This window comes from Pedobacter sp. N36a, assembly GCF_014472395.1.
Classification (GTDB): domain Bacteria; phylum Bacteroidota; class Bacteroidia; order Sphingobacteriales; family Sphingobacteriaceae; genus Pedobacter.
This window is the reverse complement of sequence record NZ_JACSZW010000006.1, coordinates 302,670-318,277: the sequence shown is the minus strand read 5'-3', so window position 1 is coordinate 318,277 and position 15,608 is coordinate 302,670. Positions and strand designations below refer to the sequence as shown.

Sequence of the window (15,608 nt, the reverse complement as noted above, 5' to 3'; positions counted from 1 at the left end):
TCATGAATTACCCCCAAAAATTATATACCTGCGCTACCCTTGCCATCCTGATTACAGGATGCAAGGTGGGCAAAGAATATGTGCGCCCGGCAACCGCATTACCGGCGGAATATCGGCCTGCACAGCAGTCTGCGGATTCGACGAGCGCAGCCATATTGAGTACAAAAGCCTTCTTTAATGACGATGCTTTACAGCAGCTGATTGACAGTGCCAACACTAAAAACTACGACCTGCTGATTGCGATGAAAAATATTGAAGGCGCCAACCAAAGTTTAAAGGAAGCAAAAGTAAATTTCTTACCGGAACTGGGTTTAAACATCCAGGCCAATACCAACAGGCCTTCGAAAAACAGTTTGAATGGCTTAAGTATGGGACAATTTTTTAGCTCCAGCACTATTCAGGATTACAATGCCGCATTAAATGTATCCTGGGAAATTGGCCTGTGGGGAAAACTGAGCAGCATGAAAGGCAAAGCACTTGCTGAGTACCTTCAAACCCAGGAAGCCTCCAAACTGATCCGCAGCAAACTGGTATCCAGTGTGGCCACGGGCTATTATAACCTATTGATGCTAGACGAACAATTACGCATTGCCAACCGTACAGTTGCTTTAAATGACAGCACTTTGCAGATGACAAAACTGCAATGGGATGCCGGTTTAACTACCATCCTTGCTGTTCAGCAGGCGGAAGCACAAAAACTCAGCTCAGAGCAATTGGTACCAGCCTTAGAACAAGGGATCAGCATTCAGGAAAATGCATTAAGTCAGCTGACAGGGACACTTCCAGCATCAGTTCACCGCATAAAAAAACTACATGAAATTAATCCGGCGGTCCAAATTTCTACCGGTTATCCGGTAGCCCTATTGAGCAACCGTGCAGATGTAAAAGCCAGTGAATATGCCTTACGTGCCGCCAACGAATCGGTTGGTATTGCGCAAGCCAGCATGTATCCAGCATTAAACATTACCGCACAGGCTGGATTGAACTCTTTTAAAGCCAGCAACTGGTTTAACATTCCTGGCTCTCTGTTTGGGATGGTTGCCGAATCTGTTACGCAGCCAATTTTTCAGCGTCGCCTGTTAAAAACCAGGTTCGAAATCGCGAAAGTAGAAAGAGAGAAATCGGTGTTACAATTCAGACAAACTGTGCTTTTAGCAGTGACCGAAGTTGCTGATGCTTTAACTAAATCGACCCGATTAAAAGAACAGCTGGAATTGGCAGAACGTCGCGTCAACACCTTACGTTCGACCATAAAAAATGCAGATATGCTGTATAAAAGCGGTATGGCTACCTATCTGGAGGTGATTCTTGCACAGGGAAGTTTGCTGAAAAGCGAATTGGAACTGAGCGACCTGAAACGTCAGCGCCTGGCTGCTGATGTAGAACTTTACACTGCATTAGGTGGTGGAATCAATCCATAATTGACACTTCGTATACCACACAAAAAATGAATAACCTGACTGCGATGCCCTTAAAGCATCGCAGTTTTTTTTATGTATAAGCCCTTGTTATTTGAAGTAGATTTCAAAAGTTGTTCCCGTACCAAACTCACTGGCTACGGTCACCTTCCCTCCCATTGCATCGATCTGGTTTTTAGAGATAAATAGTCCTACGCCTCTGGAGTCTGCATTTCCATTAAAGGTTTTATACATTCCAAACAACTCAGCACCATGCTTTTCCAGGTCCATTCCGATTCCATTATCTTTGATTTTCAGCACCACTTGTTCCTCCTGCTGACAAGTCAGCTCAATTAAGGGTGGACGTTCCGGGTGACTGTACCTAATGGCATTAAAAATGAAATTGAGCAGAATACTTTCCAGATAAGCGGGATTATAATTCACCAATACACTTGGTGGTACCTTATTCAAGATGCAAGCCTTTTTCAGTACAATCTGATCGTGCAGTACGCTCAGTGTTCTATTGATGTATTCATAAAGCATTAAAGGCTCTACAATCACATTGATGTTTGTTTGGATATTGACTACCTTATTTAAATTCAGCAATGTTTCATTCAAGGAATTCGACACTGTTTTCAACAAGGCCACCATTTCATTTCTCTCTTCATTAGTGGTAGCTGATTCAATCAATGCGGAAATAGATTGAATGTTGCTGGTATGAGAACGGAGGTTATGAGACACGATATAGGAGAAATTCAACAGCCTTTTATTCTGCTCAGTCACCAAGTCAAAAGAGTGATTTAAATCTTTTTCCGCCTGCTTGTTCTTGGTGATATCAATCATAATTCCCCTCAGCATCACCACCTTTCCATCAGTAATCACCACATTCACGATGTCTCTCAACCAAACAATACTGCCATCTTTCGCAATCATACGGTATTCAAAATCATGCTGTTCCAGCTTATCGGAAAAGGCATAACAATAATGCAGACGGTATTCTCTGTCTTCCGGATGAATATGATCTACCCAAAAAGTAGGTGATGCCAGCCATTCGTCGCTGGTATAGCCAAGAATGTCTTTTGATTTCTCACTGATAAAAGCAAATTCAAAAGTGAAGGGGTTTGCCTCCCAAACGATCCCATCAATGGTATTAATCAAGGACTCAATACGTTGCCTGTACTCTACTGCAATACGCTCTGCTTCCATCCTTGCCGTCACATCCTCAACAATCGCAATATGACTGGTTGGTTTAGTTCCCGGCAGCCACAATGGCGTAATCATCAGGTTTGCCCAGACCACTGTTCCATCTTTATGTAAATACCTTTTCAAGAGTTCAAATTCAGAAATCTCACCGCTTTCCATTCGCTCAAAATAATTGAGTCCGTTATCCAGATCATCGGGATGACTCAGGGTATAAAAATGCTTCATGACCAGCTCTTCAGCGGAATACCCAAGAATTTTACAGAGTCTTGAATTGACATGAAGTAAGGCACCGGTATTGGAATCCACCTCCATGATTCCAATTGCCGCCTGATCGAATATGGTTTTAAACTTCAGTTCATTTTCCAATAATCTCCCCGCCTGATCATGTACAAGTTGTTCCAGTTCGGCAGGCCTTTTGAATACCATAGAAACCAGAAAACCGCTGAGTCCGGCAAGAAAAATGGCAAATATGGTGGGAAATATAATTTTCAGATAGGGTTTGTAGCTAGGAATACTCCTCATATATAATTTCCAATTGCCATCAGAAAAAGACACACTTTCCTGAACAGCATCTTTCGTGATGCTGATCTCCGGCATAAAAAAATCTTCCTTACCACTTACCGGATTTACCTTCGACAATTGAAAGGCATAACGTTTTTCCGTCACTTCCTTCACTCCTGCTTCCTTTAAAAAGGTATCCAGCTTGATCACTACAGCTGAAAAGCCCCAGAACTTATTGTTAAAAAACAACGGCATCCGCCCAACAATGCCTATTCCACCCTGCTTCAGCTCCAATGGCCCGGCGAAATACATCTTTCGATGTTCCATAGACTTTTTTGCTTCTTCACTAATTTCTTTAGAAAGCTTAAATACATTCAAGTTTAAAGCTGCTTCATTCCCTTTTAAAGGATAGATGTATTTAATAATACCATCAGGTACCATTTCCACTGCTTGTAAATTAGGATTAGAGATCAACAACTGCGCAGCAACAGCATCGAAATTCTTAGGAACCCCATCTTTATTGATGGTTAAGCCCAGTGTTAACGCTGCTGTATAACTGTTTTTAAGGGATTGATCTACATTGTACCGGACCACATCTAAAACACGGGTCATTTCCAACCGCTGATCGTCTTTAACCATACGATAGCGCTGATTGGAGACATAAAGAATCAGAGAGATCAGTAATAACGAAATCACCGCGCCGGTAATTTTGGGTTTTTTAAATAAAATATTGGTACTGGAAGATAGTTTTTTCTCTAGGTTCATTTTGTTGCCAAGCGGAGTCTAAATGTAATATTTAATTTTTACTTTTACCTATGATCATTTCTCTGGATAATGCACAAATTTCTGCCACTTTCTCCACTAAAGGCGGAGAATTACAACGTTTAGAAAACAAGGAAACCGCCTTAGAATATTTATGGACTGGAGATGCTAATTTCTGGGGAAAGTTTAGTCCGATTTTATTTCCTATCGTTGGGGGATTAAAGGAAGACACTTACTTTTTTGAGGGGAAAAGCTATCAGCTCCCTAGACATGGTTTTGCCAGAGACCGGGAATTTGAAGCTCATAAAATAAGCCCTGATGAAGTGTTATTTCTGCTGAAAGAAGATCAGGAAAGCCTAAAAGTATATCCTTTTGAGTTTCAGCTGGGCTTACGTTACCGATTAACTGGAAATACGCTGAGCTGCAGTTATGAAGTATTAAACACCGGAGACAATGATTTGTGGTTTTCCATTGGCGGCCACCCTGCTTTCCGTTTACCACTTCAACCCGAGTTAAGTTATAGCGATTATTACCTAGAGTTTAATAAGGATACGCAATTGAATGTACATCAGGTAACGGATAACCTGATCGAGGAGGAAACTGAGCCTATCCATTTACAGGCAGAAAAACTTAATTTAACGCATGAATTGTTCTATCAGGATGCTTTGGTATTGAAAGATATGAAAAGTAATAAGATCAGTTTGAAAAGTCTAAAAGACGAGCATGGTCTGGATTTTCAATTCAAAGGCTTTCCATTTTTCGGAATCTGGGCAGCGAAAGACGCTGACTTTATATGTCTGGAACCTTGGTGCGGCATTGCTGATGGCATTGCTCACGATCAGGAGCTCAGTAAGAAAGAAGGTATTATTCAGCTCGCGCCTGGAAAAGAATGGTCCAGGCATTGGGAGGTTACTTGTTTTTAAGGCTAGCCATTCCTGCCTGGCAGCTCAACAATAAATTTACAGCCTCGATCTTTGCCTTCGCTTTCTGCACAGATGGTTCCGTTATGGGCTTCGACTAAGACTTTTACAATGGATAATCCAAGGCCGGTTGAATTTTCGCCAGCGGTTGGCTGCGCACTTAAGCGGGTAAAACGCTGGTATAATTTACTTTTATCTTCCAAAGTAAGGCCTAATCCCTGATCCTCCACTTCAATCAGTACCCTCCCAGATCGCTCTTTTACACGAATAAAAATGTGCTTATCTGCTGGGGAATATTTAATCGCATTGTTGATCAAATTGTCTATAATTTCCGTCAGTTTACCTTCATCGGCATTCACATAAAGATCCCTTTCATAGCTGAAGTGAAGCGTCTGGTTCTTCCTTTCTGCCAATGGCTGATTCATAGAGACCACATTACTCACTAAAAAGGAAACATTTACTTTGATTAATAGCAAGTGTATTTTTCCCGCTTCCATACTGCCCACCTGCAGGAGCTCATCAATGATGCGCACCATATTGAGGCTGGCGATTTTTATCTGATCACAAAGCGTATCCACCATATCAGGATTATCTTTCTTCATCTTGATCAGATCCGCACGCACTGGAATCGTGGTTAATGGATTTTTAAGGTCGTGGGCGGTTGTATTCAGAATCTGGTTGTGCTGAGCCATACTGACTCTGGAAGCCAGACGTAGTTCAATCTGATCCATCACAATGTCTCTCAAATCTCTAAGAATCTGTTCCTCCTCTTCGCTTAATGTTCTTGGTGCTTTATCGATCACGCAAAAAGTACCCAGATTGAAGCCATCCCGGGTACGAAGTGGTACAGCGGCATAAAATCTCAATCCAAAACTACCAGCTACCAAAGGGTTAGACAGTGTTCTGGCATCTATGGATGCATCTTCGACGAGGTACAGGTCGTCAGAAAAAACCACAGATGCACAAAGACCGTCATCTTTGTCAATTTGCTGTAAATCAATTCCATATTTTGATTTGAACCAGATGCGATCAGTATCTACCAGACTCACAATTGCAATAGGTACTTTTAAAAGGTTGGCGGCAAGCTTGGTCAACTTATCAAATGAACCATCTGGTGGCGTATCAAGAATACTGTAACTTTTTAAAGCTTTTATTCTTTCTTCTTCTAATGTTGCAGTATCCAGATCTATTTGAGTCGCCATTGAGATTACCATTAATAATTATAAAGTTAGCAATGTTTCTAGCAGAAAACAAATTACGATCATTTATACCTAAACAATATGACATAAGATAAAGTTTTACGCCTGAAAATAGCTATTCTAAAAAAGATCTGTTTTACCTAAACATATTTCCTTGTGAAGAAAAAAAACCGCTTTCACCAGCTTTCAGAAATCAAGGCAGCATTAATAGAAACCCCTGATAATGTGCCTGATGCTACCGCTATAGAAACGGATCTGGCCATTGTGGTACAATCGCCGGCTGCATACAAGCCAGAAATAGTGGTTTGTTTTTTATCGTCAATTACCAAATAACCCTGCTCATTTATTTCACAGCCCAGTTTTTGAGGCAGAGAAGAATGCTGCTCCAACCCAACCTTCCCATACATTGCCTTAAAGAAATGCTCTTGTCCATCTTGCAGCAGCAGGCTTTTCAGCTGACCATTTGCCTGCAAAAGTTCTTTTACAGGAATTTCAATGACCGGAATACCATGATTCTGGAGCTGAAACCGTTGTTCTTCATTTAATTCCGCTGGCCCGTTGGTATATAAAACCAAATCTTTGGTCCATTGACTCAGTACCTGGCTAAAATGAAATGCGATTTCCCCATTGGCCAACAATGCTGTTTTTTGACCTGCGACTTCATAACCGTGGCAATAAGGACAATGGATCACAGAAATTCCCCAGCATTCCGCAAAACCTTTGATCTCTGGCATCACGTCTTTCAGTCCTGTCGCAAACAATAATTTCTTCGCTTTCAAAGATTGACCAGTCGCAGTTTTTAGCTCAAAATGGTCATTGATTTTTACGGCAGCAGTCACAAAATCATTTAAATGCGTTACAGTAGGATATTTTAGCACCTCCGCCAATCCTTTTGCAGCAATTGCGGCTGGAATTTCGCCATCTTGTGTCAGGAAGTTGTGAGAATGCGGCGTTTGCGCATTGCAGGGCTTCCCGCTATCTACCACCATGACTTTTCTTCCCGCCCTGCCTAAAGCCATTGCTGCAGAAAGACCGGCATAACTTCCACCGATAATGATTACTTCTTGTATCGTTTCTTTTTCCATCTTGTTTAAAGTTCAGGTAAGACAGTACAAAGGATATTCATGTACTGACCACTAGTTGAAAACAAAGTTAGGAACGCGAAGGGTATATGCAACTAAATTGCAACAATAAAACATAAAGATGACACAATGTTGCTTTACTTAATTAATGCCGTTCTTATACTAGAAGTATGCGCACTGAATACGCCTAAAGCACCGTTACTAAAATTAGAGGGTGGATTTGCCGGGGAAACAGGCGGCCCATTTCCTCCTGTATTCTGACCGAGGCTATAAAAATACCGGTACACATTTCGGTCGATACACTGAAGTTCTACCTGTACACTATCCCCTTTAATCAGGTCATTCAACTCGTAAAAGATCACATTGTTGACTTTACTTCCATCATCAAAGCGGTCTTCGGAGACCACATCTTTTTCTACCACTCCTTTAAACTTCAGGATATAGCGGTATTGATTGGCTATTCCTGCAGGATCTCTAAAGTTTACAGCTACATAATTTTTGGTTTCTCCGAAAAAGGTAAAGCTCTTAAACGTAAGTGAATCCATAGGCACATGAGCTGGCATCGTCGAGCTGGCACTATAAGTTTGTCCTTCCACCGTCACCGAAAGATCGTATTTGGAGCCCGATTTACCCTTGAATTTGACGCTTTGGTAGACACCTGGAGACACTTCATTAAAAACAATAGCACCAGTACCATCCACGCCAAGCACTACTTTTGCACCGCTCAGCCCATTAAATTTATTAGGCTCGGTAAAGCTATATGTTTTGGAAATTTTAACACGCTGCACCTCATTCTGGTCGCTCACCCCGCCATCAATCACCACCACTGCCGGAGCATCGTCTAGTTTCAGCGCTATTACTTTCTCACATGCGGAGAAAAGACAGATGATCATCAATCCTAAACCCCATCCTTTATCTAATTTCATTTTCTTCATGACGCTTTTAGGTTAAAATTTGAAGTTCCAGGTAACCGAAGGAATGATACCAAACAAAGTAGTCCTGACCACTTCTGTCCGACTAGGATCATTTTCATTATCCTTGAAATCAATTGCAAAAGCATTTTGTCTGTTGTATACATTATAAATTCCGAAAGACCAGCTGGATTGTAGTTTCTTGCCTGGTTTTCCTTCCAAGGTAGCCGCCACATCTAAACGGTGATAAGCCGGTGTGCGGTAAGCATTCTTCTCTTTGTAATAAAAAGCTGTTTTTCCATTGATTTCATATTTACCACTCGGATAAGTCACTGCATTTCCGGTATTGTAAACAAATACTGAAGAGAAAGTCCAGCGTGTACTGGCTTTATAAATCCCAACCAGCGAGACGTCATGTGTTCTATCTTGTTTCGCATAAAACCATTTTCCTTCATTGATCGCATCAAACTGACGCTCTGTTCTGGAATAAGTATAGCCAATCCAGCCATTGAACTTTCCAAATCTTTTCTTCAGAAACAATTCTATTCCATAAGCACGGCCATCACCATACAACAAATCAGCTTCCACATTGCTGTTTCCTCTCAAATCTGTTCCACTTCGATATTCGATCTGGTTTTGCATCCATTTGTAGTAAATTTCTGCGGAAAACTCATATTTATCATCGTTAAAATTCCTGAAATAACCGGTTGCCACCTGGTCCGCAATTTCCGGTTTCACATTATTGCTATTCATAATGTACAGGTCTGTTGGCGAAGTAGAAGTAGAGTTAGACATCAGGTGGATATTTTGAACATTCCTGTTATAAGCAGCCTTTACAGCACTGGAAGTATTCAACTGGTAACTAGCAGACAGCCTAGGCTCCAAGTTAAAATAGGTTTTAATCACTGCTCCGGAGGTATAATATTTACTGGAAACCGTATTTCCATCTTCATCATAAGTCTTGAAATTTCCTGGTCCCAATAAAGAAAAATTGCTCAATCTAAAACCATAAACTAGATTAAAACGCTCATTCACGTTCCATTCATCAGACACATACATAGCAGATTCCAATCCTTTTCTGTTCTCATAAGTGGTTGGATTGACACTCGAGCTCTCGTCTGCACTAAGCTTACCTGGGGCGATCGTGTGATGGATCACATTGAGCCCAAACTTCAGACTATGGTTGTTACTCAAGCGGTAATCAAAATCCTGCTTCAGGTTAAAATCTTTGATAGAAGAATTCACTTTAAAATTATTGTCTTCCATCATATTCTGAATCACATAGTTGTAATTGCTATAGATCAGAGAGGTGTTGGAGAACAACTTACTGCTGTATAAGTGGTTCCAACGCAAGGTAACTGTTGCATTACCCCAATTGAAGCCAAATGTATCGGCAAGGCCGAGCTTGTCACGGCCAAAATAACCGGATATATACAAGGTGTTTTTATCATCCAGCTGGTAATTTGCCTTGGCATTTAAATCATAAAAGTATAAGGTATTGCTATTGATCGAGCTATCCGGTGAAAGCTTAAAGAAAAGATCCATATAGGTTCTCCTTGCGCTCACCATAAAAGAACCTTTGTCTTTCACAATCGGCCCTTCTACTTTCAGCCTGGAAGAGATCAGTCCGATCCCTCCTTCAGCAGTAAACTCTTTGCGGTTTCCATCGTTCATTTTCAAGTCAAGAACAGAGGCCAATCGTCCGCCATACTGTGCCGGCATTCCTCCCTTGTAGACGCTTACATCCTTAATTGCGTCGGAATTGAAAGTGGAGAAGAAACCAAGTAAATGGGAAGCATTATAGACTGGTGCTTCATCCAGGAGGATCAGATTCTGATCTGTTGCTCCTCCCCTAACATAAAAGCCGCTATTTCCTTCGCCAGCAGATTTAATTCCTGGCAGCAGCTGCAAAGTTTTCAGTACATCACGTTCGCCAAGAAGCACCGGAACATCATTGATTTCACGAAGACTTAGCTTTTGTAGTCCCATTTGCGGACTACTCACGTTTTCGTTCTTTTTAGTCGCCGAAATGACTACTTCATTCAATTGGTTATCCTCCTCCAAAGCCACATTAAGTCGCAGATCTTTTGAAACTTCCACCTGTTTAACAGTGGTTTTATAGCCAATAAAACTTACCGCTACTTCATATTTACCCATTGGAATAATGAGAGAATAAAAGCCGTAGGCATTGGTTATCCCGGAAGCAGTACTGCCGCCGCTGATTTTGATACTGGCGCCAATCAGTGTTTCGCCTGTTTTTGCATCAGTCACATTCCCGCTAATGGTTCTTTTAGTTTGGGCTATGGAATACTGAAATGTTATACTCAATAAAAGTATCAGTAATAGTCTAAAGGTATGAGACATAAAAAAATAGGGTATAATATTCCTTAGATCATGCTGTAAATATCTACACGAATGGCTAAATATACTGAATGCTAAGTGTTTTCCACCGAAATAATGAAAGCAAACTTTATCTTCTTTGCAATTGTTCTAAATAGGATGGCTTTAATCAAATTTACAAATAAAGGAATATACTGCACCAAAGGTGATTTTTACATTGATCCCTGGAAACCTGTACAGCTTGCGGTAACCACCCATGGCCACGCAGACCATGTGAAATCAGGCAATGCTGCTTATCTATGTCATGAGCTCACCAAACCTATTCTCCTGCATCGTTTGGGTGGTGACTTAAAGATACAAACCCTCGCGTATGGTGAAAGCCTGCTGATCAATGGCGTCCAGCTGAGTTTATTCCCTGCTGGTCATGTGATTGGTTCTGCGCAGGTAAGACTGGAATATAAGGGTGAAATCTGTGTGATTTCCGGTGATTACAAGGTAGAATATGATGGCATCAGCACAGCCTTTGAACCCGTAAAATGCCATACTTTTGTTTCAGAAAGCACCTTTGGCCTGCCGATTTACAAATGGCTGCCCCAACAAGTGATTATCGACCAGATCAGCAATTGGCACAGCAGCAATCAGCAGCAACAAAAAACCAGCGTTTTAACAGCCTATAGCCTCGGAAAAGCACAAAGACTAATTAAAGGCCTCAGCCTTCTGCAACAAAAAATCTATGTTCATTCCGCTATAGCAAACTTGAATGAAGCCTTTATTAAAGCTGGAGTTGACCTCCCGGAAACAATTAGAATAAGTCCGGAAATCAGCAAATCTGAGCTTCAGGAAGGTATCTTAATTGTTCCTCCGGCAGTTGCAGATGGCCGGTGGATCAAAACATTACTCCATCCTGCAACTGGTATTTGTTCCGGCTGGATGCAAGTACGCGCCGGGCGCAGGTGGAGAAGTTCCGACGCTGGCTTTGCCCTTAGTGACCATGCCGATTGGCCAGGTTTACTATCCGCGATTAAGGCCACATCAGCTGAAAAAGTATACGTAACACATGGCTATACTGCCACATTCTCTAAGTATTTAAATGAAATCGGCATTGATTCTGAAGAGGTGAAAACGCAGTATGGTGTAGAAGATGAGGAGGAGGCAGTCTATTGAAACGCTTCACAGAACTGATCGCCCAGCTGGAAAGCAGCAATAAAACCAATGATAAGATGGCTGCATTGGTAGCTTATTTTAATGAAGCGGAGGAGCAGGACAAGCCTTACGTGATCGCTATGTTTACCGGAAAAAAACCTAAGCGCCCAGTCAGCACCGCCCTGCTTAGAGAATGGGCCATTGAAAAAAGTGGTATTTCCGCCTGGCTTTTTGCGGAAAGCTACCATAATGTAGGAGACCTGAGCGAAACGATCGCCCTGATTTTACCGCCTCCAACACACAGCAGCGACCTTAAACTGAGCGAATGGATCATGGCTTTGGCAGACATTAACGGAAAAGATGATGCGGTTAAAAAAACTTTTATCACCGATTCCTGGGATTGCCTGAACATTTCGGAACGCTTTATCTTCAATAAATTGATTTCAGGAAACTTTAGAATTGGAGTGTCGGGAAAAATGCTGGTCAACGCTTTAGCTAAACAGAGTGATACCCCTGCCAATCAGATCATGCACAGCATTATGGGGAAATGGAAGCCGGAAGAAATTACTTACCAGGAACTGATTGTTGGTGCGCATGTCAATACCGACCATTCCTGGCCCTATCCATTTTGTCTGGCTTACGCGCTGGATCAAGCCCCGGAAGCATTGGGGGAAATACAAGAATGGCAGGCGGAATGGAAATGGGATGGTATCCGCGGACAAATTGTAAAACGAGGCGGAGAACTTTTCATCTGGTCAAGAGGAGAAGAATTGGTCACAGATCAATTCCCAGAGCTTCATTTTTTGTTGGCGGAACTACCCGATGGAACTGTTTTAGATGGAGAAATCCTTGCCGTCAAATCGGGGAAAGTATTGCCTTTTTCCTTATTGCAGCAGCGACTAAACCGAAAAACAATTGCTAAAAACCAACTTGAAAATGCCCCTATTGGTTTTTACTGTTACGACTTACTGGAATACCAGGGGGCAGACCAGCGGGCTGAGCCCCTAAAAAATAGAAGGAAAATACTGGAACTGCTCATTTCTGGAATTCCGGCACAGGAAAACCTGTTGATGTCTCCGGTTGTAAATGCCAATTCCTGGGCAGAACTTGCGGAAATAAGAATGGATTCCAGGGCCATGAACAGCGAGGGATTGATGCTCAAAAAATTAGATTCTTTATACCATAGCGGCCGAAAAAGAGGCGATTGGTGGAAATGGAAAATCAACCCCTATAACATTGACGCAGTAATGATTTACGCACAGAAAGGAAGCGGCAGAAGAGCCGGGTTTTTCACAGATTATACTTTTGCTGTTCGTGATGGCGACCAGCTGATTACCATTGCCAAGGCTTATTCAGGATTAACAGATGCAGAGATTAAAGAGGTCGATGCTTTTGTAAAGAAAAATGCAATAGAGAAATTTGGTCCAGTGCGTACCGTTAAACCTGAACTGGTATTTGAAATTGCTTTTGAAGGTATTGCCGAAAGTAAAAGGCATAAAGCCGGTCTCGCCCTGCGTTTCCCTAGAATTGCCAGATGGAGGAAAGATAAAAAAGTGGAAGAGATCAATACTTTAGCAGATTTAAGGCAATTGTTAAATTCTACATTAGGATAGTAATATGGGCATAGAAAAGAGCAAGGGCTACCGACAAGTGTTAAAATGGCTGAAATCAGGAAAAAGAAAACCTTTCCAATTTCAAAGTGATGCCTGGCAATATTATGCGGAAGGTTACAGTGGATTGATTAATGCACCAACCGGTTTTGGAAAAACGTTCTCTCTTTTTCTGGCCGTAGTCATTGAAGAGTTGAACGAACAGGCTGAAAACAGTATAAAATTATCCACAAAAAAAGGATTAAAAAAATCTGTAAAATCGAGTAAAGGATTAAAGTTAATCTGGATTACCCCCCTTCGCTCTTTAGCAAAAGATCTTGCCCGGGCCATGCGGGAAGTTTGCGCGGAACTGGAATTAGACTGGCAAATTTCCGTTAGAAACGGAGACACCACGGCCTCAGAAAAACTGAAGCAAAAGAAACAGATGCCAGAAGTTTTGATCATCACACCCGAAAGCATGCACTTATTGCTGGCACAGAAAAACAGCTCTTCCCATTTTTATTCCCTCCGATGTATTGTTGCCGATGAGTGGCACGAGTTGATCGGAAGTAAACGCGGGGTAATGGCAGAATTGGCGATCTCCAGAATCAAAGGGATCTTAAAAGAAAAACATCCGGAACGACTGCTTAGAATATGGGGGATTTCGGCCACCATTGGAAATCTGGAGCAGGCCATGGAGGTACTGGTCCCCTACTCTGATTTGCTAAAAATCATTGTCAAGGCTGACGTAAAAAAGAAAATCCTGATCAAGTCAATCCTGCCCGATCATATCGATATGCTGCCATGGGCAGGGCATTTAGGGCATAAACTGGCGCACAAACTCTTACCCATTATCCATAAAAGTAAGACGACCTTAATTTTCACCAATACCAGAGGGCAGGCAGAATTATGGTATCAAAACCTGCTGGCATTAGATGAAAGCCTGGCGGGAGTATTGGCCATTCATCATGGCTCTATAGATTATGAATTACGCAACTGGATAGAAGATGCGCTGCATTCAGGAGTATTAAAAGCGGTCATCAGTACCTCTTCCCTTGACCTGGGTGTGGATTTTAAGCCGGTAGATACGGTAGTCCAAATTGGTTCCCCTAAAGGAGTTGCTCGATTTTTACAGCGTGCCGGAAGAAGCGGACATTCTCCAAATGAAACATCAAAAATCTATTTCCTGCCTACCCATGCGCTGGAATTGGTAGAAGCAGCAGCCATTAAGGAGGCGGCAAAAACACAGCAGATAGAAAGTCGGGAGCCCGTGGTGATGGCTTTTGACACCCTCATCCAGTACCTGGTTACACTTGCAGTAGGCGATGGCTTTAAGGAGGAGGAAATCTATGAAGAGGTAAAACAAACCCATGCTTTCCAGGAGATCTTACCTTCAGAATGGAGTTGGATCATGCAGTTTATCACGACTGGCGGCAACAGTCTCACGGCTTATAATGAATTTAAAAAGGTAGTTAAAGCGGAGGATGGGTTATGGCAGGTGGAAAGCAGGCAAATCGCCATGCGACATCGCCTTCACATCGGTACGATTGTAAGTGATGCCATGATCAAAGTAAAATATCTTGGTGGTGGATATATCGGAATGGTGGAAGAATCATTCCTCTCCAAATTAAAAGCAGGGAATAGTTTTACGCTTGCCGGAAGGGTGTTAGAATTCATTATGGTCAAAGAAATGACGGCACTGGTGAGGCGCAGCAATGCGAAAAAGGCGATCAGCCCAAGCTGGATGGGCGGCCGGATTTCATTGACTGCGAATCTAGGCAGCATCTTAAGGAAAAAATACAATGAGACACTGGATAAAACACATGAGGATGAAGAGCTGGACATCGTCTTCCCTCTTTTTGAACGACAAGCTGCCGTATCTCATGTCCCAAAAAGCGATGAGTTTCTGGTAGAATTGATTCACACCAAAGACGGTTACCATATCTTTGCTTATCCATTTGAAGGCCGTATGGTGCATGAGGCTTTAGCCGCGTTAATTGCCTATCGTCTGAGCCGTCATACCCCAATCAGTTTCTCGATTGCCATGAATGACTATGGATTTGAGTTGTTATCGGAACATCCAATTCCTATGGATGAAGAAGAAATCAGGACTTTATTCAGCCCCGCACAATTAGGAGAAGACATCGTGAGCAGCATCAATGCCACGGAAATGGCCAAAAGGAAATTTAGGGACATCGCCTGTATATCCGGACTGGTTTTTCAAGGGTTTCCCGGTAAATATACTGCCAACAAGCATTTACAATCTTCGTCGGCATTATTTTTCAATGTTTTTACGGATTATGACCCTAGGAACTTATTATTGCGTCAGGCTTATGAAGAGGCTTTTTACCAGCAAATTGAAGAACCCAGGTTATTGGCAGCCTTACAGCGCATCCAGCAAAGCACAATCATCTTGAAAAGGCCGGAAAGTTATACGCCCCTCTGCTTCCCGATCAAAGTAGACAGTTTAAGGGAAAACATGAGCACCGAAGAATTAGGGCAAAGGATTGAAAGAATGACCGTTGAGGCGGACAAAAAGAACAAAAAAAATAAAGCTTAAC

10 protein-coding genes are annotated in these 15,608 nt (G+C 42.1%); 5 read left to right on the top strand and 5 right to left on the bottom strand.

Annotation, left to right across the window (positions count from 1 at the left end; all coding sequences use genetic code 11):
- Positions 1 to 2: 2 nt before the first annotated feature.
- Positions 3 to 1,421 (top strand): efflux transporter outer membrane subunit, encoded by a 1,419-nt coding sequence (locus tag H9X96_RS14275; RefSeq protein ID WP_187666937.1) that lies wholly within the window; start codon positions 3 to 5, stop codon positions 1,419 to 1,421.
- Positions 1,422 to 1,508: 87 nt separating this feature from the next.
- On the opposite strand, the gene H9X96_RS14270 is transcribed toward H9X96_RS14275, so the two are convergent.
- The gene (locus tag H9X96_RS14270) at positions 1,509 to 3,866 is read right to left on the bottom strand and encodes a PAS domain S-box protein (protein ID WP_187666936.1); all 2,358 of its coding nucleotides are present in this window, start codon (positions 3,864 to 3,866) and stop codon (positions 1,509 to 1,511) included.
- Positions 3,867 to 3,916: 50 nt separating this feature from the next.
- Here H9X96_RS14270 and H9X96_RS14265 point away from each other — a divergent pair, with 50 nt between their 5' ends.
- The gene (locus tag H9X96_RS14265) at positions 3,917 to 4,786 is read left to right on the top strand and encodes an aldose 1-epimerase family protein (protein WP_187666935.1); all 870 of its coding nucleotides are present in this window, start codon (positions 3,917 to 3,919) and stop codon (positions 4,784 to 4,786) included.
- A gap of 2 nt (positions 4,787 to 4,788) precedes the next feature.
- Here the strand turns inward: H9X96_RS14265 and H9X96_RS14260 are convergent, their stop codons facing one another.
- The 4 genes from H9X96_RS14260 to H9X96_RS14245 all read right to left on the bottom strand — a co-directional run bounded on the left by H9X96_RS14260 (position 4,789) and on the right by H9X96_RS14245 (position 10,339).
- Positions 4,789 to 5,985, bottom strand: coding sequence for a GAF domain-containing sensor histidine kinase (locus tag H9X96_RS14260; RefSeq protein ID WP_187666934.1), 1,197 nt, complete (start codon positions 5,983 to 5,985; stop codon positions 4,789 to 4,791).
- A 173-nt stretch (positions 5,986 to 6,158) separates the two neighbouring features.
- Positions 6,159 to 7,067, bottom strand: a complete 909-nt coding sequence (locus H9X96_RS14255; protein ID WP_187666933.1) for an NAD(P)/FAD-dependent oxidoreductase — start codon at positions 7,065 to 7,067, stop codon at positions 6,159 to 6,161.
- 134 nt (positions 7,068 to 7,201) lie between these two features.
- Positions 7,202 to 7,999, bottom strand: coding sequence for a DUF4249 domain-containing protein (locus H9X96_RS14250; RefSeq protein WP_255431121.1), 798 nt, complete (start codon positions 7,997 to 7,999; stop codon positions 7,202 to 7,204).
- A 12-nt stretch (positions 8,000 to 8,011) separates the two neighbouring features.
- Complete coding sequence (locus H9X96_RS14245; protein WP_187666932.1) at positions 8,012 to 10,339, bottom strand: TonB-dependent receptor; 2,328 nt, start codon at positions 10,337 to 10,339, stop codon at positions 8,012 to 8,014.
- Between the two features lie 135 nt (positions 10,340 to 10,474).
- On the opposite strand from H9X96_RS14245, the gene H9X96_RS14240 reads away from it, so the two are divergent.
- Genes H9X96_RS14240 through H9X96_RS14230 form a run of 3 tightly spaced genes read left to right on the top strand, consistent with a single transcriptional unit; the run spans position 10,475 to position 15,607 of the window.
- Positions 10,475 to 11,479, top strand: coding sequence for a ligase-associated DNA damage response exonuclease (locus H9X96_RS14240; protein ID WP_187666931.1), 1,005 nt, complete (start codon positions 10,475 to 10,477; stop codon positions 11,477 to 11,479).
- Complete coding sequence (locus tag H9X96_RS14235; RefSeq protein ID WP_187666930.1) at positions 11,476 to 13,071, top strand: ATP-dependent DNA ligase; 1,596 nt, start codon at positions 11,476 to 11,478, stop codon at positions 13,069 to 13,071. Before H9X96_RS14240 ends, H9X96_RS14235 begins: the two co-directional genes overlap by 4 nt.
- Positions 13,072 to 13,075: 4 nt before the next feature.
- A complete protein-coding gene (locus H9X96_RS14230; protein WP_187666929.1) occupies positions 13,076 to 15,607 on the top strand; it encodes a ligase-associated DNA damage response DEXH box helicase in 2,532 nt (843 codons plus the stop codon).
- Position 15,608: the final 1 nt, after the last annotated feature.

What these genes read in the sequence shown, in the direction of transcription:
- H9X96_RS14275 (WP_187666937.1), top strand. Translation starts at nt 3, where the DNA reads ATGAATTACCCCCAAAAATTATATACCTGCGCTACCCTTGCCATCCTG.
- H9X96_RS14270 (WP_187666936.1), bottom strand. Translation starts at nt 3,866, where the DNA reads ATGAACCTAGAGAAAAAACTATCTTCCAGTACCAATATTTTATTTAAA.
- H9X96_RS14265 (WP_187666935.1), top strand. Translation starts at nt 3,917, where the DNA reads ATGATCATTTCTCTGGATAATGCACAAATTTCTGCCACTTTCTCCACT.
- H9X96_RS14260 (WP_187666934.1), bottom strand. Translation starts at nt 5,985, where the DNA reads ATGGCGACTCAAATAGATCTGGATACTGCAACATTAGAAGAAGAAAGA.
- H9X96_RS14255 (WP_187666933.1), bottom strand. Translation starts at nt 7,067, where the DNA reads ATGGAAAAAGAAACGATACAAGAAGTAATCATTATCGGTGGAAGTTAT.
- H9X96_RS14250 (WP_255431121.1), bottom strand. Translation starts at nt 7,999, where the DNA reads ATGAAGAAAATGAAATTAGATAAAGGATGGGGTTTAGGATTGATGATC.
- H9X96_RS14245 (WP_187666932.1), bottom strand. Translation starts at nt 10,339, where the DNA reads ATGTCTCATACCTTTAGACTATTACTGATACTTTTATTGAGTATAACA.
- H9X96_RS14240 (WP_187666931.1), top strand. Translation starts at nt 10,475, where the DNA reads ATGGCTTTAATCAAATTTACAAATAAAGGAATATACTGCACCAAAGGT.
- H9X96_RS14230 (WP_187666929.1), top strand. Translation starts at nt 13,076, where the DNA reads ATGGGCATAGAAAAGAGCAAGGGCTACCGACAAGTGTTAAAATGGCTG.